At 48.8% G+C, this 19021-nt stretch carries 19 protein-coding genes and 1 riboswitch; of the genes, 1 reads left to right on the top strand and 18 read right to left on the bottom strand.

Translation table 11 applies throughout. The annotated features are described in order from the left end of the window. Positions 1-332: 332 nt before the first annotated feature. Positions 333-1556, bottom strand: a complete 1224-nt coding sequence (locus tag M1E03_RS17945; protein ID WP_458110544.1) for a cytochrome P450 — start codon at positions 1554-1556, stop codon at positions 333-335. Positions 1557-1691: 135 nt separating this feature from the next. Here M1E03_RS17945 and M1E03_RS17950 point away from each other — a divergent pair, with 135 nt between their 5' ends. Next, positions 1692-2270 carry a TetR/AcrR family transcriptional regulator gene (locus M1E03_RS17950; protein ID WP_324254422.1) on the top strand — a complete coding sequence of 193 codons (579 nt, stop codon included), beginning with the start codon at positions 1692-1694 and terminating at the stop codon, positions 2268-2270. Positions 2271-2319: 49 nt separating this feature from the next. On the opposite strand, the gene purD is transcribed toward M1E03_RS17950, so the two are convergent. The 17 genes from purD to M1E03_RS18035 form a co-directional block, all read right to left on the bottom strand. Then, positions 2320-3588, bottom strand: a complete 1269-nt coding sequence (purD, locus tag M1E03_RS17955; protein ID WP_229129505.1) for a phosphoribosylamine--glycine ligase — start codon at positions 3586-3588, stop codon at positions 2320-2322. 13 nt (positions 3589-3601) lie between these two features. After that, positions 3602-5140, bottom strand: a complete 1539-nt coding sequence (gene purH, locus M1E03_RS17960) for a bifunctional phosphoribosylaminoimidazolecarboxamide formyltransferase/IMP cyclohydrolase (RefSeq protein WP_020450442.1) — start codon at positions 5138-5140, stop codon at positions 3602-3604. Beyond that, the gene (purN, locus tag M1E03_RS17965) at positions 5137-5724 is read right to left on the bottom strand and encodes a phosphoribosylglycinamide formyltransferase (protein ID WP_035337045.1); all 588 of its coding nucleotides are present in this window, start codon (positions 5722-5724) and stop codon (positions 5137-5139) included. Before purN ends, purH begins: the two co-directional genes overlap by 4 nt. Further along, entirely contained in the window at positions 5721-6761 is a 1041-nt protein-coding gene (gene purM, locus M1E03_RS17970; RefSeq protein WP_035337048.1) for a phosphoribosylformylglycinamidine cyclo-ligase, read from the bottom strand. The genes purN and purM overlap by 4 nt, the downstream gene beginning before the upstream one ends. Positions 6762-6885: 124 nt before the next feature. Next, the gene (gene purF, locus M1E03_RS17975) at positions 6886-8316 is read right to left on the bottom strand and encodes an amidophosphoribosyltransferase (protein ID WP_458110545.1); all 1431 of its coding nucleotides are present in this window, start codon (positions 8314-8316) and stop codon (positions 6886-6888) included. Then, entirely contained in the window at positions 8292-10520 is a 2229-nt protein-coding gene (gene purL / locus M1E03_RS17980) for a phosphoribosylformylglycinamidine synthase subunit PurL (RefSeq protein WP_020450438.1), read from the bottom strand. Before purL ends, purF begins: the two co-directional genes overlap by 25 nt. Beyond that, positions 10504-11187: a phosphoribosylformylglycinamidine synthase subunit PurQ gene (purQ, locus tag M1E03_RS17985; protein ID WP_035337050.1), complete on the bottom strand. Its 684-nt coding sequence runs from the start codon at positions 11185-11187 to the stop codon at positions 10504-10506. The genes purL and purQ overlap by 17 nt, the downstream gene beginning before the upstream one ends. After that, complete coding sequence (gene purS / locus M1E03_RS17990) at positions 11184-11438, bottom strand: phosphoribosylformylglycinamidine synthase subunit PurS (protein WP_003179532.1); 255 nt, start codon at positions 11436-11438, stop codon at positions 11184-11186. Before purS ends, purQ begins: the two co-directional genes overlap by 4 nt. A 1-nt stretch (position 11439) precedes the next feature. Continuing rightward, positions 11440-12156, bottom strand: a complete 717-nt coding sequence (gene purC, locus M1E03_RS17995; RefSeq protein WP_035337053.1) for a phosphoribosylaminoimidazolesuccinocarboxamide synthase — start codon at positions 12154-12156, stop codon at positions 11440-11442. A 74-nt stretch (positions 12157-12230) separates the two neighbouring features. Next, on the bottom strand, positions 12231-13526 hold the full coding sequence (gene purB / locus M1E03_RS18000; protein WP_020450435.1) for an adenylosuccinate lyase: 1296 nt from the start codon (positions 13524-13526) through the stop codon (positions 12231-12233). Next, entirely contained in the window at positions 13523-14665 is a 1143-nt protein-coding gene (purK, locus tag M1E03_RS18005) for a 5-(carboxyamino)imidazole ribonucleotide synthase (RefSeq protein ID WP_025810313.1), read from the bottom strand. The genes purB and purK overlap by 4 nt, the downstream gene beginning before the upstream one ends. Next, positions 14658-15146: a 5-(carboxyamino)imidazole ribonucleotide mutase gene (gene purE / locus M1E03_RS18010; RefSeq protein WP_020450433.1), complete on the bottom strand. Its 489-nt coding sequence runs from the start codon at positions 15144-15146 to the stop codon at positions 14658-14660. Before purE ends, purK begins: the two co-directional genes overlap by 8 nt. Before the next feature lie 136 nt (positions 15147-15282). After that, a riboswitch (purine riboswitch) is annotated at positions 15283-15385 on the bottom strand. A 78-nt stretch (positions 15386-15463) separates the two neighbouring features. After that, a complete protein-coding gene (locus tag M1E03_RS18015) occupies positions 15464-15661 on the bottom strand; it encodes an NETI motif-containing protein (protein WP_020450432.1) in 198 nt (65 codons plus the stop codon). After that, complete coding sequence (locus M1E03_RS18020) at positions 15661-16182, bottom strand: DUF2179 domain-containing protein (protein ID WP_369878949.1); 522 nt, start codon at positions 16180-16182, stop codon at positions 15661-15663. The genes M1E03_RS18015 and M1E03_RS18020 overlap by 1 nt, the downstream gene beginning before the upstream one ends. A 219-nt stretch (positions 16183-16401) precedes the next feature. Then, on the bottom strand, positions 16402-16590 hold the full coding sequence (locus tag M1E03_RS18025) for a hypothetical protein (protein WP_020450431.1): 189 nt from the start codon (positions 16588-16590) through the stop codon (positions 16402-16404). A gap of 108 nt (positions 16591-16698) precedes the next feature. Next, complete coding sequence (locus tag M1E03_RS18030; protein WP_020450430.1) at positions 16699-17454, bottom strand: BAR domain-containing protein; 756 nt, start codon at positions 17452-17454, stop codon at positions 16699-16701. Between the two features lie 217 nt (positions 17455-17671). Beyond that, positions 17672-18994 carry an NCS2 family permease gene (locus tag M1E03_RS18035; RefSeq protein WP_020450429.1) on the bottom strand — a complete coding sequence of 441 codons (1323 nt, stop codon included), beginning with the start codon at positions 18992-18994 and terminating at the stop codon, positions 17672-17674. Between the last annotated feature and the right edge of the window lie 27 nt (positions 18995-19021).

The following is a 19021-nucleotide window of genomic DNA, read 5'->3' on the forward strand; positions in this document are numbered from 1 at the left end:
CGGTTTAAAGTTTTAGGATTTCGTCATCTTTTATAGGGGCTTTTTTGATATTGAATGAGGTCATTTTTGCAAATGCTCTCTTATACAATCTTCACATAAAATCAAGCCGTTGCTCTCCAGAAACCTTTTGACATGGGTGATTCCTGATAATCCGACGGGCTTGTCTATGTAATAAAATGTCTCGTCTTTTGATATTTGTTTTTTACACCTTTTGCAGGTTACATGACTCATATGCTTTCTCCTTCCCTATCACTGTCTTAATAAAATCGTACTAAAGGTTAGGCGATTTTTCCACCAACAACAAAAAAGCACCACTTCAGGCGCTTTTAAAATTAGTATGGCGCCGTTTTCCCCGCTGACTTCACCCGCAGACGGAATTGTTTCAAGCCGTACATGCTGCTGTCCGCCATCGGCGCGATCGCAAGCTTTTCCATCGAGGAATACTGCTTGAGGAGCGCCTCAAGAGCGATCGCCGCTTCCAGCCTCGCGAGCGGAGCGCCTAAGCAGAAATGGATGCCGTGGCCAAATCCGATATGCGGGTTCGGATGACGGTGAATATCAAATTCGTGCGCCCTCTCAAATTTCGCTTCATCACGGTTGGCAGAAGCAAGAAAAGCGACGACGCCTTCTCCTTTTTTCAAACTTACTCCTCTGATCTCGGTATCCTGTTTAACGAAGCGCACGATCATCGGCGCGGGCGCCCGGAAACGGACGGCTTCCTCGACGGCCTGCGGAATCAGTTCAGGATGCCTGGCGAGCTCGTCATACGCACCCGGTGTTTCGAGAATGCTGTAGACCGCATTTGAAATCAAATTGGTCGTCGTTTCATTCCCCGCCATCAAGAGCAGGTTGCAAAACGGAACCAATTCATCAGGAGAAAGCTTGTCCCCTTCTTGTTCGGCTTTGATCAAGAGCGAAATCAAGTCATTGCCGAGGTTTTGTCTTTTCTCTTCGATCATCTTTTCAAAAAACGCGGTCAGCTCTTCTTCGCCTTGATCCCTGATGTTTTTCCACTCGTTCACATCTTCTTGCCGATCGCTCTTCGGCAGGCTGACCAACACGTCGGACCATTCTTTGAAATGGTGCTTATATACTGAAGGAACGCCGAGCAATTCCGAAATGACGATGACGGGCAACGGATATGAAAAATTCTGTACAAGGTCGATCTCTTCCCTGCCGCGGATTTGAGCGAGCAGTTCATTCGTCAGTTCGCGAATGCGCGGCTCCCACTCTTTCATGACACGCGGAGTAAAAGCCTTGTTGACGATCGATCTGATTCTCGTGTGTTTCGGCGGATCCATGCTGATCAACGTTTTCGCAAACGTATTGCCGGTTCCAAGCTGATGGAACTGATTTGAAAAAAAGTCTTTGTCGCTGATCACTCTTTTGACATCGTCATAACGGAACACACTCCATACCTTGCTGTCTTCATCATAGTGAATCGGTGATTCGGTGCGCATTTTTTCATACCATGGAAACGGATCATACGGGTCTTGTCTGTTCTTTCCGTTAAGCAGCGCTTTCTGAATAGGATTCTGCTGTTTTGTTTGACTCATTCGCTTTCACTCCTTCGGTTCTTGTCAGCTGATTCATGAAGTTCAATATGTTAGTTTAAAATTAAAAGAACCCACCGGATCATTCAACCAACAAGTGGAAAAGAAGTGTCGAAAAAGTTTGAGGAGGCGGCTGAAGTGGCTGACAGCTACCGCGGGGACAAGCGGATTACAAAATCGAAAACAAGTTTAAAAAAAGCCTTGTTTGAACTGCTGGCTGAAAAAGAATGGGGAAAAATCTCTGTACAGGATATTACGCAACGGGCAAACTTGAATCGAACGACATTTTATCAGCATTATCAAGATAAATACGATTTGCTTCATCAAAATATGAGAGACATGTTTGAAGCGATGAAAGAGGATATTTTTTCGCCGCTTGATATAGATTGCAGCGGGGAAAAGCCTGAAGCGTACTGGTATGTGCTGCGCTTTTATCAGCATTTACAACAGAACTGCGATGATTTTGCGATTATCATCAACAGAAGATATGAGCTGAACATTAAGAAGCTGCTCAATGATTTTTGGAATGACAGCTTTTTGACGGGAATCAAAAAAACGGCAGCTGCCGATACTAACCGCTCAGTGCCTCTTGATATCCAGCGGCGATTTGTGATTTCCGCCTTTGCGGGCACAGCCGCATGGTGGCTTGAAAACGGCATGCCTTATCCGCCCGAATTGATGGCTGAATCGTTGATTAAAATGATCCAAAAAAATTGACGGCAAAAAAAGAGACAAAACGGGTGCTCCCGCTCTGTCTCTTCACCGGTTATTTCTGCGCTGCCTTGAGCGCACGCGCGCCGATATCCGTCCGGTAAAACAGCCCCGGTTTTCTTACTCGTTCCACCGCTTGATAGGCTGCTTCCCTGGCCGCTTCAAACGTCTCGGCAAACGCCGTGACATTGGCGACGCGGCCGCCGTTTGTCACAAACTGACCGCCGCTTTTTTTCGTGCCAGCGTGAAAGACGACGGTCTGTTCCATATCAGGCTCAAGCATGCCGATCGGCGTGCCTTTTTCATAGCTTTCCGGATAGCCGTCAGATGCAAGAACAACGGTGACTGCCGCCGTATCCTTCCACTTCAGCTCCACTTCTTTGTCCGCGAGGAGGTCAAGCAAGACTTGTACAAGGTCTGATTCAAGACGCGGCAGTACGACCTGGGTTTCCGGATCTCCGAATCTCGCGTTGAATTCGATCACTTTTGTTCCTTTTTCGGTCAGCATTAAGCCAGCATACAAGACTCCCGTAAACGAACGGCCTTCTTTAACCATCGCTTCGGCCGCCGGCTCCAAAATCGTTTTAACGGCGTCTTCAACGACCGCATCCGAAATCTGCGGCACCGGGGAATATGCGCCCATTCCCCCTGTATTCGGGCCTTTGTCTCCGTCAAATGCCCGCTTGTGATCTTGCGCGATCACCATCGGATACACTTTTTCACCTTTGACAAAAGCCATCAGCGAAAATTCTTCACCGCTCAAAAATTCCTCGATAACGACAGAGGCGCTTGCATCGCCGAACTTTTCATCTTCTAAAAAGTCATGCAGACACTGAACCGCATCTTCGGCTGTCATCGCGACTGTGACGCCTTTTCCAGCGGCAAGCCCGTCAGCTTTGATGACGATCGGCGCGCCTTTTTCCTCAACATACGCCTTTGCTTTTTCAAAAGATGTAAACGTTTCGTACTCTGCTGTCGGTATTTGATATTTTTTCATCAGATCTTTGGCAAACAGCTTGCTTCCTTCAATCACCGCTGCTTTTTTCGACGGACCGAACACCGGAAGGCCCGCTTCTTCAAATGCATCCACAAGCCCTTCGATTAAAGGGACCTCAGGACCGACAATCGTCAGTCCGATATTGTTTTCTTTTGCGAAAGCGAGAAGCCCTTCGTGATTGCCTTCGTCAAGATCAACGAGTACGGCGGTCCCGGCCATTCCGTCATTGCCGGGCGCCGCATATACAGTGCCGACAAGAGGGCTTTGCGCCGCTTTCCAGGCGAGCGTGTGCTCCCTGCCGCCTCTGCCGATAATCAATACGTTCACGCTGGTCACTCCCTTAATGTTTGAAATGGCGGATTCCGGTGAACACCATCGCGATCCCGTATTCATCCGCTTTTTGAATCGAATCTTCATCACGAACCGATCCGCCCGGCTGAATGATCGCCGTCACACCGGCTTTAGCCGCTTCTTCGACCGTATCAGGCATCGGGAAGAACGCATCTGATCCGAGCGCGCTTCCTTTCGCTTTCCCGCCGGCTTGCTCAATTGCGATTTTCGCGGAGCCGACTCGGTTCATTTGTCCAGCGCCGACGCCGATCGTCATATCGTCTTTTGCCAGGACAATCGCATTCGATTTGACATGCTTCACAACTTTCCAAGCGAGCTTCAAGTCAGCCCATTCCTGTTCGGTCGGCTCTCTTTTCGTCGGAATTGTGATGTCGGCGTCGTCAAAACCGTGCATATCCAGATCCTGAATCAAAAGCCCGCCTTGAACAGATGTCAGCTGCTTTTCGTTTTTCACAGGCTGATTGACATCAAGGGTCAAGAGGCGAAGGTTTTTCTTGGATGTTAAAATATCAAGCGCTTCTTGGCTGAATGCTGGCGCGATGATGATTTCCAAAAAGATTTTGTGAAGCGTTTCAGCCGTCGCTTTATCCACTTCGCGGTTCAAAGCGATGATGCCGCCGAAAATTGACGTTTCGTCAGCGGCGTATGCTTTGTTAAACGCCTCTTCGATCGTGTTGCCCGTCCCGACGCCGCAAGGGTTCATATGCTTGACGGCAACCGCAGCCGGCTCCGTGAACTCGCGGACGATTTGAAGTGCTGCATCCGCGTCTTTGATATTGTTGTAAGAAAGCTCTTTTCCGTGCAGCTGTTCAGCTGAAGCAATTGACCCTTTGACAGGGAGCGCACTTTGATAAAAGACTGCTTCCTGATGCGGATTTTCGCCGTAGCGGAGCGATTGCTTTTTCTCAAAGGTGACGGTGAACTGTTCAGGCTCTTTTTCGCCGGTTACCTTTGTTAAATAGTCAGCGATCAACGCGTCATACGCTGCCGTGTGGCGGAACACCTTCGCTGCCAACTCGCGTTTTTTCTCAAGAGAGACGCTGCCGTTTTCTTTCAAGTCGTTCAGTACAGGGCTGTAGTCGCGGGGATCGACGATGACCGCCACGTCCTGGTGGTTTTTCGCTGCTGCGCGAAGCATGCCTGGACCGCCGATGTCGATATTCTCAATCGCCTCTTCGAATGTGACGTCTTCTTTAGAAACCGTTTCTTTAAACGGATATAAATTAACAACGACAAGGTCGATCGGCTGAATTCCCTGTTCATTGAGCTGCGCCATGTGTTTTTCGTTGCCGCGGACGGCAAGAAGTCCGCCGTGAATATTCGGATGAAGGGTTTTCAGACGGCCGTCCATGATTTCGGGAAAGCCCGTCACTTCAGAAATGCCGATGACGTCAACGCCGTTTTCCTGAAGAAGTTTGCTTGTGCCGCCTGTTGAAATCACTTCAACGCCAAGCTCTGTCAATTCTTTTACAAAAGGGACAATGTTCGTTTTATCAGATACGCTGATTAATGCGCGTTTGATCGTCATTCCTTTTCACCTCTGCCATTTAGTTCAAGAAGCTCTTTGATTACTTCGGGATAAAGCTCATGCTCCAATTTGTGTATCTTTTCTTCAAGAGACGCGAGTGTTTCGCTTTTTTCAAGCTCAACGGCGCGCTGGGCGATAATCGGACCGGTGTCCATGCCTTCGTCAACATAGTGAACCGTGATGCCCGCCACTTTCACACCCGCTCTGTACGCCTGTCCGATCGCGTCGATGCCGGGAAACGCCGGCAGGAGCGACGGATGGATGTTGATGATTTTATTCCGGTAAGCCGACAGAAGCGTATCGCCGATCAGTCTCATGTACCCCGCCAGGACAATCCATTCTGCTCCGTGGAGGCGGAGCTGTTCAACGATCACTTGTTCAAAAGCTGCTTTATTTTCGAACGATTTCGGCTGGAATGCGAACGATGGAATTCCGGCTTTTTCAGCTCTTTCAAGCACTTTCGCATCGGGCTTGTCACAGACGACAAGAACGATTTTGGCATCCCAGTTCTCTTCTCTCATTCTTCTTGCGATCGCTTCAAAGTTCGTTCCGCTTCCTGATGCAAATACCGCGAATTTTCTCATGAAAGACCGGCACCGCCAAACTCAACGCCGCTTCCGGCTTTCACTCTGCCGATGAGATAGGCTTTTTCACCGTTGTTTTCGAGCGTTTGAATCACGTCTGTCATATCCTCTTCTTTCACCGCAAGGACAAACCCGATTCCCATATTGAAAACATTGAACATTTCCTCGGACTTCAGGCCGCCTTTCTCCTGAATGAACGGAAAGACAGGAGGGACGGGCCAGGAGCCGATGTCGATTTCAACACCGAGACCATCAGGCATCATGCGCGGCAGGTTTTCAATAAAACCGCCGCCGGTCACGTGCGCCATGCCTGCGATTTTACCTGATTTCACCGCTTCAAGGACAGGCTTGACATAAATTTTCGTCGGCTCTAAAAGCTCTTCGCCAAGAGGCCGTTCAAAAGGTGTATACGTCTCATCAAGGTTCAGACCGGCATCTTCAAGAAGAACTTTACGAACGAGAGAGAAGCCGTTGCTGTGAAGTCCGCTTGAAGAAAGTCCGATTAAAAGGTGCCCTTCGCTGATGTTTTCGCCCGTGACGATGCCATCTTTTTCAGCGGCTCCGACCGAGAACCCGGCAATATCGTATTCATCCTCTGTATAAAGACCCGGCATTTCCGCCGTTTCTCCGCCGACTAGCGCTGATCCTGACTGTACACAGCCTTCTGCGACACCTTTTACAATTTCTTCAATTTTGACGGGGTCGGCTTTTCCGACCGCAAGGTAATCAAGGAAGAACAGCGGCTCCGCTCCTTGAGCGAGCACATCGTTGACACACATAGCGACGGCATCGATGCCGATCGTGTCATGCTTGTCCATCGCAAAAGCGAGCTTCAGCTTTGTGCCGACACCGTCCGTTCCCGAAATCAGAACCGGCTGTTTGTACGGCAGTTCTGACAGGTCAAACATGCCGCCAAATCCGCCAAGACCGCCCATTGCGCCGATTCGCTTCGTTCTTTCCACATGTTTTTTCATTCGTTTTACGGCTTCATATCCGGCTTCAATATCAACCCCGGCGTTTTTATAGCTTTCAGACAACACAATCCACTCCTTATTCCGCGCTTGTCCATTCGTAATATTCAAAATCAAAAGAGCAGCCGCATCGCTTCTGCTGCCCTTTATTCATTTCAGGAGACGCGGCGCTTCAAGAGCGCCGGCCGGTTTATTTTGTCAAAACGGCTTCTTTCACGTGAGGAAGAACCGTATCCTGATAAATCTCGGTCGGGTATTTTCCTGTAAAGCAGGCCATGCACTGCCCGCAGTTTTCGTCTTCATACTGTCTTCCGATCCCGGAAAGGAGTCCTTCAATGCTCAAGAATGACAATGTATCGGCGCCGATTTCCTGACGGATTTCTTCCACTGAATGGGAGGACGCGATCAGTTCTTCATGCGTTGATGTGTCAATTCCGTAAAAGCACGGATGGGCAATAGGCGGGGAACTGATTCTGACGTGCACTTCCGTCGCTCCGGCTTCGCGCAGCATCGTCACAATTCTGCGGCTTGTCGTGCCTCTCACGATGGAATCGTCCACCATGACGACGCGCTTGCCTTCAACGACCCCGCGGACGGCTGACAGCTTCATTCTCACGCCCTGCTCCCTGAGCGACTGTGACGGCTGAATGAACGTTCTACCGACATAGCGGTTTTTAATCAGTCCGAGTTCGTAAGGAATTCCCGTCGCTTCGGCATAGCCGATGGCCGCTGAAATGCTTGAATCCGGAACCCCTGTCACCACATCTGCTTCAATGCCTGATTCTTCAGCAAGCTTTTTACCGAGATTTTTTCTCGCGCTGTGGACATTAATGCCGTTAATATTACTGTCAGGCCTTGAGAAATAAATGTACTCCATGCTGCAGATCGAACGGTTGATGTTGATGGAGAACCGCTCAGACTTCATGCCTTCATCATTGATGATCAGCATCTCGCCCGGTTCTACATCTCGCAAATATGTCGCGCCGACCACATCAAACGCGCACGTTTCAGAAGCGACGACGTACGCGTCGCCGAGCATTGCGACAGATAGCGGTCTGAGTCCGTTCGGATCAAGCGCCACGATCATTTCCTTTTCCGTCATGATCAGGAAAGCATAAGCGCCTTTCAGCATGGAAAGAGCGTTTTTGATCTGATCTTTCAGCTCGAAGTGGCCGCTTCTTTTAATTAAATGGGCGAGCACTTCCGTATCAGAAGACGTTTGAAAAATGCTGCCCTGGTTTTCAAGCTGCTGTTTCAGCTGAGTGGCGTTTACTAAGTTTCCGTTGTGCGCAAGCGCAAGGCTGCCGTTATTTTGCGAATGGAAAAGGAACGGCTGGACGTTTTCGAAGCCGCCGCCGCCCGCCGTTGCATAGCGGACATGGCCGATCGCTCCTTTTCCTGTCACCTTTTTGAGCTCGCCGTTTTGAAAAACTTCAGTAATCAGCCCCTGGCCTTTGTGGGCGGACATTTTTTCGCCGTCTGTCGCCACGATGCCGGCACCCTCCTGGCCTCTGTGCTGAAGGCTGTGAAGGCCGTAGTACGTAATTTGCGGTGCTTCTTCATGCCCCCAAATCCCAAATACGCCGCATTCTTCATTTAAGCTTTTGATTTCAGCAAGCATGGGATAGCTCCTTTCCATGCGCTTTCGAGCTCTTCTATCTGCGCATGAATCCATTGTTGTCCTTCCTGGCTTTGAACAGACAGCGCGCTGTCTGACGTTACTTCGCCGATGAGCTCGGCGTCTTTGACAAGCTTTTCGAACGCTTCTTGATGCTCTTTTTTCACAGAGACGATAAACCGTGATTGTGTTTCGCTGAATAACAATGCAGATTCGCCTGCAAGCGTTACATTGGCGCCGAGTCCTTGAGAAGATATGACGCTTTCCGCCAGCGCCACGCCGATGCCGCCTTCTGAGACGTCATGCGCGGACTGCACGAGCCCTGTGCGGATCGCTTTCAGAAGCGCTTTTTGACGCGCTTGTTCGACTTCCAAGTCGATGGCAGGCGCTTTGCCGTAAATCTTTCCTTCGGACAGTTTTTGCAGCTCGCTTCCGGCGAACTCAGGGAATGTTTCGCCGATGACATAAATCAAATCGCCCGCTGCTTTAAAGTGCTGGGTCGTAATATGGTCTGTATCTTCGATCAGTCCGACCATTCCGATGACAGGCGTCGGGTAGATCGCGCTTCCGTTTGATTCGTTGTAAAGAGAGACGTTTCCACCGATGACCGGTGTGCTGAGCACGTTGCACGCCTCGCTGATCCCGTCTGCCGCTTTTTCGATCTGCCAGAAAATCTCCGGCTTTTCCGGATTCCCAAAGTTGAGGTTATCCGTAACGGCAAGCGGTTCTGCTCCGGAGCAGACGATATTGCGGGCCGCTTCAGCGACAGCGATTTTCCCGCCTTTTTCCGGATCGAGGTACAAGTAGCGGGCATTGCAGTCCGTTGTCATGGCAAGCGCCTTTTTCGTGCCGCGAATCCGCAGGACGGCTGCATCAGAGCCCGGTGCGACAACTGTGTTCGTCCTGACCATGTAGTCATATTGGTCATAAACCCATTCTTTGCTCGCAATAGTCGGCTGCTTTAACAGCTCGAGAAGCGTTTCTTTCGCATCTTCGACTTTTGGTGCAGGGACGTCTGTTTCAAGGAATTCTTTATAATAAGCCGGAACTTTTGACGGCTTATGGTAAACCGGCGCTTCCTCTGCAAGCGCATCAACCGGAAGATCGGCAACCATTTCCCCGTTGTGGAAAAGGCGCAGCATCTTGTCGTCTGTCACGTGACCGACAGCCACAGCTTCAAGATCATACTTGTCAAAAATATCGATGATCTCTTGTTCGCGGCCGCGTTCGATGACTAAAAGCATGCGCTCCTGAGATTCGGAAAGCATCATTTCGTACGGCGTCATCCCTGTTTCGCGCTGCGGAATCAAGTCAAGGTTCATCTCGATGCCCGATCCGGCTTTGGATGCCATTTCCGCGCTTGAACTTGTCAGTCCTGCCGCACCCATGTCCTGAATACCGACCAAGGCGTCTGATTTGATGACTTCCAGACACGCTTCAAGAAGCAGCTTTTCCATGAATGGATCGCCGACTTGCACAGCCGAGCGTTTTTCTTCTGATTGGTCAGACATTTCCTCTGAGGCGAACGTGGCGCCGTGGATGCCGTCGCGCCCCGTTTTCGCACCGACGTACATGACCGTATTGCCGACGCCTTTCGCCTGCCCTTTTTTAATATCTTCATGGTTGATCAAACCGACACACATCGCGTTGACAAGCGGATTGCCTTCATAGCAGCTGTCAAACTGAACTTCACCGCCTACGGTCGGAATGCCGATGCAGTTTCCGTATCCGGCAATGCCCGCGACTACTTCTTCAAACAAGTACTTCACACGCGGTGAAGTGAGTTCACCAAACCGGAGAGAGTTCAAAACAGCGATCGGACGCGCGCCCATTGAAAAGACGTCGCGGATGATGCCGCCCACACCCGTTGCAGCTCCCTGATAAGGCTCAATCGCTGACGGATGGTTATGCGATTCGATTTTGAAGACAACCGCCTGATTGTCGCCGATATCGACGATTCCTGCGCCTTCCCCCGGCCCTTGCAGGACGCGTTCGCCTTTTGTCGGGAACTTTTTCAGGATCGGCTTGGAATTTTTGTAGCTGCAGTGCTCTGACCACATGACCGAAAAAATCCCGATTTCCGTATAGTTTGGAAGCCTTCCGAGAATCGATTCAATCATGGCAAACTCGTCATCGCTGACACCCATTTGCTGATAGAGCTTCTCTTCCTTAATTTGTTCTTGACTTGGTTCAAGCAGTAGCGACATGAGTTTCCCTCCAATTTTTCACGATAGATTGAAACAGTTTAAGACCGTCGGCGCTTCCGAGCAGAGAATCGACTGCGCGTTCAGGGTGAGGCATCATGCCTAATACATTGCCTTTTTCATTGACGACGCCTGCAATGCCGGCGACGCTTCCGTTGATATCCGTTCCGTATGTGAAAGCGATTTGGTTGTTTTCTTGTAATCCGGCAAGCGTTTCTTCATCACAGTAGAAGTTTCCTTCGCCGTGGGCGACCGGAATCGTGATGGATTCGCCTTTGCTGTAGGAAGATGTAAAAATCGTTTCATTGTTTTGGACGACAAGTTCAACCGGACGGCAAATAAATTTCAAATCTTTGTTGCGTCTCATCGCGCCCGGCAAAAGACCGAGCTCCTGCAAAATTTGAAAGCCGTTGCAGACGCCGAGCACCGGCTTTCCTTCTTCAGCCGCTTTTTTGACGGCCGGCATAATGTTTGCGAAGCGGGCGATCGCGCCGCATCTTAAATAATCCCCATACGAGAATCCCCCCGGAATGAGGATGCCGTCATATTCATCAAGACTTGTTTCTGTATGCCAGACGTATTCAGCTTCTTCGCCAAGCTCATCCTTGATCGCGTGGAACATATCGATATCGCAGTTTGAGCCCGGCAGCACAATCACCGCAAATTTCACTGTGCGACAACCTCCTCGACTTCGTATCTGTAATCTTCAATCACCGTGTTGGCCAAAAGTTTTTCGCACATTTCTTTGACGAGAACGTCAAGGTCGCGGTCCGATTTTTCGATGGTGAGCTCCATGTATTTGCCGATGCGGACGTCCTGAACTTCTTTGTAGGACATGCTGTGCAAAGCATGCTGAACGGCGCTCCCCTGAGGATCTAAAACACTCTCTTTTAAGCTGACATACACTTTCACTTTGTACATATTACATGCCTCCAAGTCTTTTGAATATTTCTTCGTATGCATCCGTCAATCCGCCCAGGTTTCTTCTGAACACATCTTTATCAAGCTTTTCATTCGTTTCTTTATCCCACAGCCGGCACGTATCCGGGGAAATCTCATCGGCCAGCAGGACCTCGCCGTCTTTATCGCGCCCGAATTCAAGCTTGAAATCTATCAATCTGACACCGCAAGCCGCGAAAATCGTCTGCAGCTCTTCGTTTACCTGTCTCGTAATCGATTTGATTTTCTCCACCTGTTCAGGCTCAGCCGCGTTTAAAATCCGGATATGGTCTTCTGTGATCAGTGGATCGCCGAGCGCGTCATCCTTGTAGTAAAACTCGATAATCGGCTGCTCCAGCTCCGTGCCTTCCGAAATGCCGAGCCGTTTGGACATGCTTCCCGCAACGACATTGCGGACAACGACTTCAAGCGGGATGATCGTCACTTTTTTAATGAGCTGCTCCGTTTCTGAAATTCGTTCAACAAAGTGGTTGTTGATTCCCTTCTCGTGAAGCCTTGTGAAAATCAGGCTGGAAATTTCGTTATTTAAACGGCCTTTTCCATCAATCTCGGCTTTTTTTTCTCCGTTAAAAGCCGTCGCCGAGTCTTTGTATTCGACAAACAACGTGTTGTCATCATCCGTCAGGTATATCTTTTTCGCTTTTCCTTCATATAAAAGTTCATTTTTCACAATATTCACAGAAGGCCTCCTAACCCGAATGTTGGAAATATTTCATCTTTTAGACCCCCGCCTGTTAAAGCGGGCGGTCGATTCTACGCTAAGCCTAAACGTTCAAAAATGTAGTCGACGTTTTTCAAGTGGTAATTGTAATCAAAGCAGTCGTTAATTTGTTCCGGAGACAGTCGGGACGTAATTTTTTCCTCAGCCTCGACAAGCTGGCGGAACGGCACTTGTTTCTCCCATGCTTCCATCGCTTTCGGCTGAACGGTGTCATACGCTTCTTCGCGCGCCATGCCGGTATCAATGAGAGCGAGTAGAACGCGCTGAGAGTAGATCAATCCGAGTGTACGGTCCATGTTGCGCTTCATGTTTTCAGGGAACACGGTCAAGTTTTTCACAATGTTGCCAAAGCGGTTCAGCATGTAGTTCAGCGCGATCGTCGCATCAGGCAGAATGATGCGCTCTGCTGACGAATGCGAAATGTCGCGTTCATGCCAAAGCGGTACATTTTCATAGGCGGTCAGCATGTAGCCGCGGATGACGCGCGCCATTCCCGTCATGTTTTCCGAACCGATCGGATTGCGTTTATGCGGCATGGCAGAAGAACCTTTTTGGCCTTTTGCGAAAAATTCTTCGACTTCGCGGGTTTCGCTTTTTTGGAGGCCGCGGATCTCAACGGCGAATTTCTCGATGCTTGTCGCAACTAGCGCCAGTGCAGCCATATAATCGGCGTGGCGGTCTCGCTGCAGCGTCTGTGTTGAAATCGGCGCCGGTTTTAAGCCGAGCTTCTCACATACGTACTGCTCGACGAATGGATCGATGTTCGCGTACGTTCCGACGGCGCCTGAAATTTTACCGACTTCGATGCCTTCTTTCGCCTGCTTGAAGCGTTCCAGGTTGCGCTTCATTTCTTCATACCAAAGGGCGAGCTTCAAGCCAAATGTCGTCGGTTCTGCATGCACGCCGTGTGTGCGTCCCATCATGACCGTATATTTATGTTCCTTTGCTTTTTCTTTCAAGATGTCAACAAATCTCTCAATGTCCTTGAGCAAAATATCGTTCGCCTGTTTTAATAGATAGGAAAGAGCTGTATCGACCACATCTGTTGATGTCAGTCCGTAGTGCACCCATTTTTTCTCTTCGCCAAGCGTTTCCGATACGGCGCGGGTAAATGCGACGACATCGTGGCGCGTGTCCTGCTCGATTTCAAAGATGCGGTTGATGTCAAATGACGCTTTTTCCCGCAAAACCTTCACATCTTCTTTCGGAATGACGCCGAGCTCAGCCCAAGCTTCACAAGCCAGTATTTCAACCTCCAGCCATGCTTGGAATCTGTTTTCATCCGTCCAAATCGCAGCCATTTCCGGTCTTGAATAACGTTCGATCATTGTTTTCGTCCTCCATCTCTTTCAATCCACTTTTCTGTCATCTTCCCGATCCATTCATTGTCGGGTGTTCTTAAAAATGTGATATGCCCCATTTTGCGGCCCGGTTTGACTTCATGCTTTCCGTATATATAAAGCTTCGCTTCTTTTAATAGTTCGGGATCTTCTTCAGCCATGTACACTTCATCTCCGAGAAGGTTTACCATCATTCCTTCCTTCAGAAGGTCCGTTTTGCCGAGCGGCAGTCCGCAGACAGCACGGATATGCTGTTCAAACTGGCTCGTTTCGCAAAGATCAAGGGTGTAATGGCCGGAATTATGCGGCCGCGGCGCTAGCTCATTGACGAGAAGTTCGCCGTCTTCTTTCAGGAAAAGCTCAACGGCCAGTGTTCCGACAAGCTGAAGCTTTTCGGCAAGCCTGAGGGCAAGTGCTGCCGCTTGTTCCTGAACCGCTTTATCGGCCCGTGCCGGGACGATGCTCTGGAATAAAATATTTTGTTTATGGATGTTCTCTGCCGCCGGAAAAACGGTTGTCTCTCCGTGAACCGATCTCGTCACGATCACGGACAATTCCATTTTGAAAGGAACCCAGCTTTCCAAAATGCATGTGCCGTGCTGTAAAAGTGCTGCGGCTTCCCCGATTTGTGCTTGTTGTTTCAGGACGTACTGCCCTTTTCCGTCATACCCGCCGCGGCAAGTTTTCAGCACCGCCGGAAGACCGAGCTCCGCTACGGATGCTTCCAGTTCCGTCCGGTCGTGAATGATTCGGTACGGGGCGACTTTGCAGCCCGCTGATTCAATCGCTTTTTTCTCGGTTTCCCTGTTTTGCGTAAGGAGCAACAGCTCGCTCCCTTGCGGAAGGTAAGCGTGCTCTTTCAGCCAGTTCAGCGCATCATAATCGATGTTTTCGAATTCATAAGTAATCACATCGCTCGCTTCGGCAAGCTTCCGTATCGCTTCGCGATCATTATAAGCAGCCGTAATTTCAAGGTCTGCGACCTGTCCGCACGGTGATGAAGGGACAGGGTCAACAACAGCGATTTTATAGCCCATTTGTTTGGCCGCGACCGCCATCATTTTGCCAAGCTGTCCGCCTCCGATAATGCCGATTGTCGCTCCCGGAAAAATCGTTTGTTTATACAAGCTGATCACTGCTTTCCAACACGGTTTTTCTGATGCTTTCCCTTCGTTCATCCAATCTTCCGGCAAGCTTTTCGTCAAAAGCTGACAAAATCTGCGCCGCAAGCAGTCCGGCGTTGACCGCTCCCGCTTTGCCGATGGCAACGGTCGCAACGGGTACACCGCCCGGCATTTGAACGATTGAAAGCAACGAATCGAGACCGTTCAGCGCTTTTGACTGAACCGGCACACCGATGACGGGCAGCGTCGTTTTGGCTGCGACCATTCCCGGCAGGTGAGCGGCTCCGCCCGCTCCGGCAATGATGACTTTCAAGCCTCTTTCCCGCGCCGTTTCGGCATATTCGAACATTAAATCAGGCGTCCGATGTGCGGAGACGACCTTTTTTTCGTACGGAATTCCCAGTTCATCGAGGATGCCGCAGGCATGTTTCATCGTTTCCCAGTCAGATGTGCTTCCCATGATAACACCAAGAAGAGGCTGCATATCTTTTTGTCCCACCTTTAGCTGTTATTCTTCGCATATAAAAAGCCCGGCATGTATTGCATTTGTAGGAAGCAACACAAACCGGGCATGGCGCGTGTATCGTCAGTTAGTCCGCTTCTCGCGATCTCCATGTCAGTTTATTGTCCACTTTCCTGCATAGTCCGATGATTTACGGTCATCGGGTAGAGACTTATGGGCCATATTCCCAAGATTATATGAGGATGTGTTTTCATGTCATGTTTATCTTAACAACGGACTGTGATAATGTCAACGACATTATCGAACGATAGTATATTTTGTTGTTCTAATGTTCGGGTTTAGAGTAATTTACCTTCGAATATAATTTTTCTTCCGCACGGAACAACCTGAATCGTTCCATTTTCCTTTGTTTCTTTGAAGACCGGCTCCTCCATTCGACGCACCGGTGTATAGCCTTCTTCCTGCATCTTCGTCAACACGGATTCGATCGTTTCGCCTTCCGTTACTTCAAAGCGCTTTTTTTTCGGCTTTGTCATTATTCTTTAATTCTCCTTTTCTTTACGGCTTTCACCCAGAATCCGCCGTGTATCGTCTTCGGTTCATAGGAAATGATAAATGCTTTTGAATCGATTGATTTAATCGTTTCGTACAGCTGCAGTTCGTATTTTCTCGGCGTCAAAATCTGCATCGCCGTTCTGTCTCCCTCAAGTCCGCCGACGACCCAGTGGGTGACGCCGTAGCCTTTTTCCCTGAGCTGTTTCGGCAAATCCAAATCAAGCTCTTTCGTAATGGCGTTAACGGTAATATAGCCCAAAGCGAGCTTTTCTTCAATTTTCGTGCCGACGATGATTCCGATTCCAAATCCGACCGCGTAAGCAATCACGTTTTGGATTTGATTTAAATTATCTAGAACGAGCCCCAGCCCGACGACGTAGACAAGCATTTCGATTGTCCCGATAAAAGCGGCGAGATACCGCTGGCCTTTAAGAGTCAGTATCATTCGAAGGGTTAAAAACGTTACGTATATAATATTGATAACCAGAATAATTCCAACCATGATCACACCATTCAATAGTGCTGAGTGAAGCAATTGAAATCCCTCCTTTAGATGCAAAGCAATCATATTCTACTAGAGAAATTCTCCATACACAATCCTGTAATGGCCCTGCTTCACCACAAAATTTTTCGACATTGCTCACTCCCATCAGTTTACCCTTTTTCTGCCGGTTTCAAAGCATTGAAACACAATTAAAAAAGACGTTCAAATGAACGTCTTTCAGAGCTGGTGCTTATGATCCCGCTGACGATCTCCAACGGATTCGCTCAGTTTGCGGTGCTCCTTTTCCAAATCGCTCAGCGTGTATGACGAGAGGTCTTTCAAATTGTCCAGCCGCCCTGATTTTGCAAGCTGCCTGATTAAATACTCCTTTTTTTGTTTTACAGCTTTTCGAAGAAAGTTAGCCATCGATCACTCCCCCATCTTATTGGTTAAAATATATATTATTCTTATGAGTCAACTCAGAATTAATGCGGAGAAAAAACCGGTTCTTCAAGAAGAACCGGCAATATCTCCTTAAACAGGAATAAGCGACGACAACAAGTATCCGCCTACCAGCTTCCATGTTGCCGCAACGAATACCAATTCAAGCAAAAAGACGGTAAACACACAGTACATCAGGTCAAACCGCGCTTTTTCGCTTTTTTCATAAATCGATTGAATCAGCGTAAAAGTCCCGAATGTCAATCCCATAAAGATGACGATCGAGAGAATCACCGTCGCGGCCGTGAAGTTGATAATCGCGAATATCATCCACAAAGCGGCGGGGACGATAAACGGAACCAATAGAGAACCGTACTTTGCCGTGATATCGAAAAATGAAACTTTATACCTGAGCATAAAATTCGATACAACCCAGCTCGATGCTGCCATCCAAAACATGAAAGCCATGCAATAGATAAACACAACCAAAAACACTTCCAGGAACGGCACTGACACGCCGAACCCGAGAATTCTCCCCCTGCCCGCAAGCAGCTGATAAAAGTTGCCGAGCGAAAAGAAAACGGCTAAAAGCGTCATTGAAATAACGGAATACTTAAAATAAGACCGGTCAAAATCAAGTGCGCTGCGCACCGGGGATTTTAAAATATCGAGCACAAAGCTGAAATAGCGGAACAAAGCGGCAATCACGCTCTCCATCACCGATTTGACTTTCGCCGCAGACGGATTCGTCTCCTTGCTTTTCTTCGCTTTTTTCCGGGAATTCCTCGACATCCTCGAAGCAGGTTCTTCTATATCATCTTCATTTCGTTTGTGATGTTCTTCAATCATATAAGCAACTCCTATTCTATTCAAAAGCTTTACATAAATGAAAAGCACTTTTATAAATTACATAAGCTGTGTGAAACAGTCAAGACAAACCTCTTTTTATCATAGATGCGGCAGCCCTTATATATGACGAAAAACGAAGGCGGAAGGTTCCGTTTTTAATGATTTGAAAATAAAAAAGGCTTGTCCAAATGAACAAGCCTTTTTCGCACAGCACACCTTATTTCAAGAAAATGAAATAAAGAATGAATACAACAGCCAATCCGTACATAATCGGATGGATCTCTTTTGCTTTGCCTTTAAAGATCATCGTGATCGGGTAGAAAATAAATCCGATCGCGATTCCGGTGGCGATGCTGTATGTCAGCGGCATCGCGATCATCGTGAAGAATGCGGGCACCGCAATCTCAAACTTCGTCCAGTCGATTTTGTTGAGATTCGCCACCATCAGCACGCCGACGATGATTAAAGCAGGCGCCGTCACTTGCGAAGTGATAACGCTGAGGACAGGCGAGAAGAACAGCGACAGCAAGAACAAAGCGCCTGTTACGATCGCCGCAAAACCGCTTCTCGCTCCGGCCGCTACCCCGGCACTTGACTCAACATAAGCGGTCGTAGTCGATGTACCAAGGATCGCTCCGGCAACAGTTGCGGAAGAATCGGCAAGCAAAGCCCTGCCAGCGCGCGGCAGTTTGTTATCCTTCATCAAACCGGCTTGTGATGCAACCCCCACCAATGTACCGGCCGTATCAAAAAAGTCGACGAATAAAAACGTTAAAATAACGACAAGCATCTGCACCGAAAAGATATCGTGAAGGTGGATAAAGGCTTGTCCAAATGTCGGTGCAAGGCTGGGAACAGCACCGACAATTTTGTCAGGAACATCAATCTGACCGAAGATCATGCCGACAATCGCCGTGAGCAGCATACCGAAGAAAATGCCGCCGTTCACGCGCAATACCATTAAAATGACAGTAATGATCAGTCCGAAAACAGTCAAAAGAACGGGACCTGAATGAATATTTCCAAACGACACAATGGTATCCGGGTTGGATACGACGATTTTGGAGCCCTGCAAACCGACGAAAGCGATAAACAGACCAATTCCCGCACCGACAGCCATTTTCAGCTCATAAGGAATCGAATTGATAATTTTTTCCCTCAAACCGGACAGCGAAAGAGCGATAAAAATTAGTCCGGAAACCATAACGCCGGAAAGGGCCGTCTGCCATGGAATCTGCATGTTCAGAATAACGGAGAATGCAAAGAATGCGTTAAGCCCCATTCCGGGCGCAAGGGCGATCGGATACTTCGCAAGCAGCCCCATGATAAAACAGCCGACAGCTGCTGAAACCGCTGTTGCCGTAAAGACCGCGCTTTGATCCATCCTCAATGCATCCGGGAAATTTTCCACCGACGCCAGAGAAAGGGTAAGCGGGTTGACGATCAAAATATATGCCATGGACAAAAATGTGGTAAGTCCGCCGATCATTTCTCTCCGGTAGTTTGTACCCAATTCTTCAAACTGAAAGTAACGCTTCAAAATGGTATACTCCTCTCGTTTGTCTGT

The sequence above is a fragment of the Bacillus sp. PK6-013 genome (assembly GCF_054161445.1).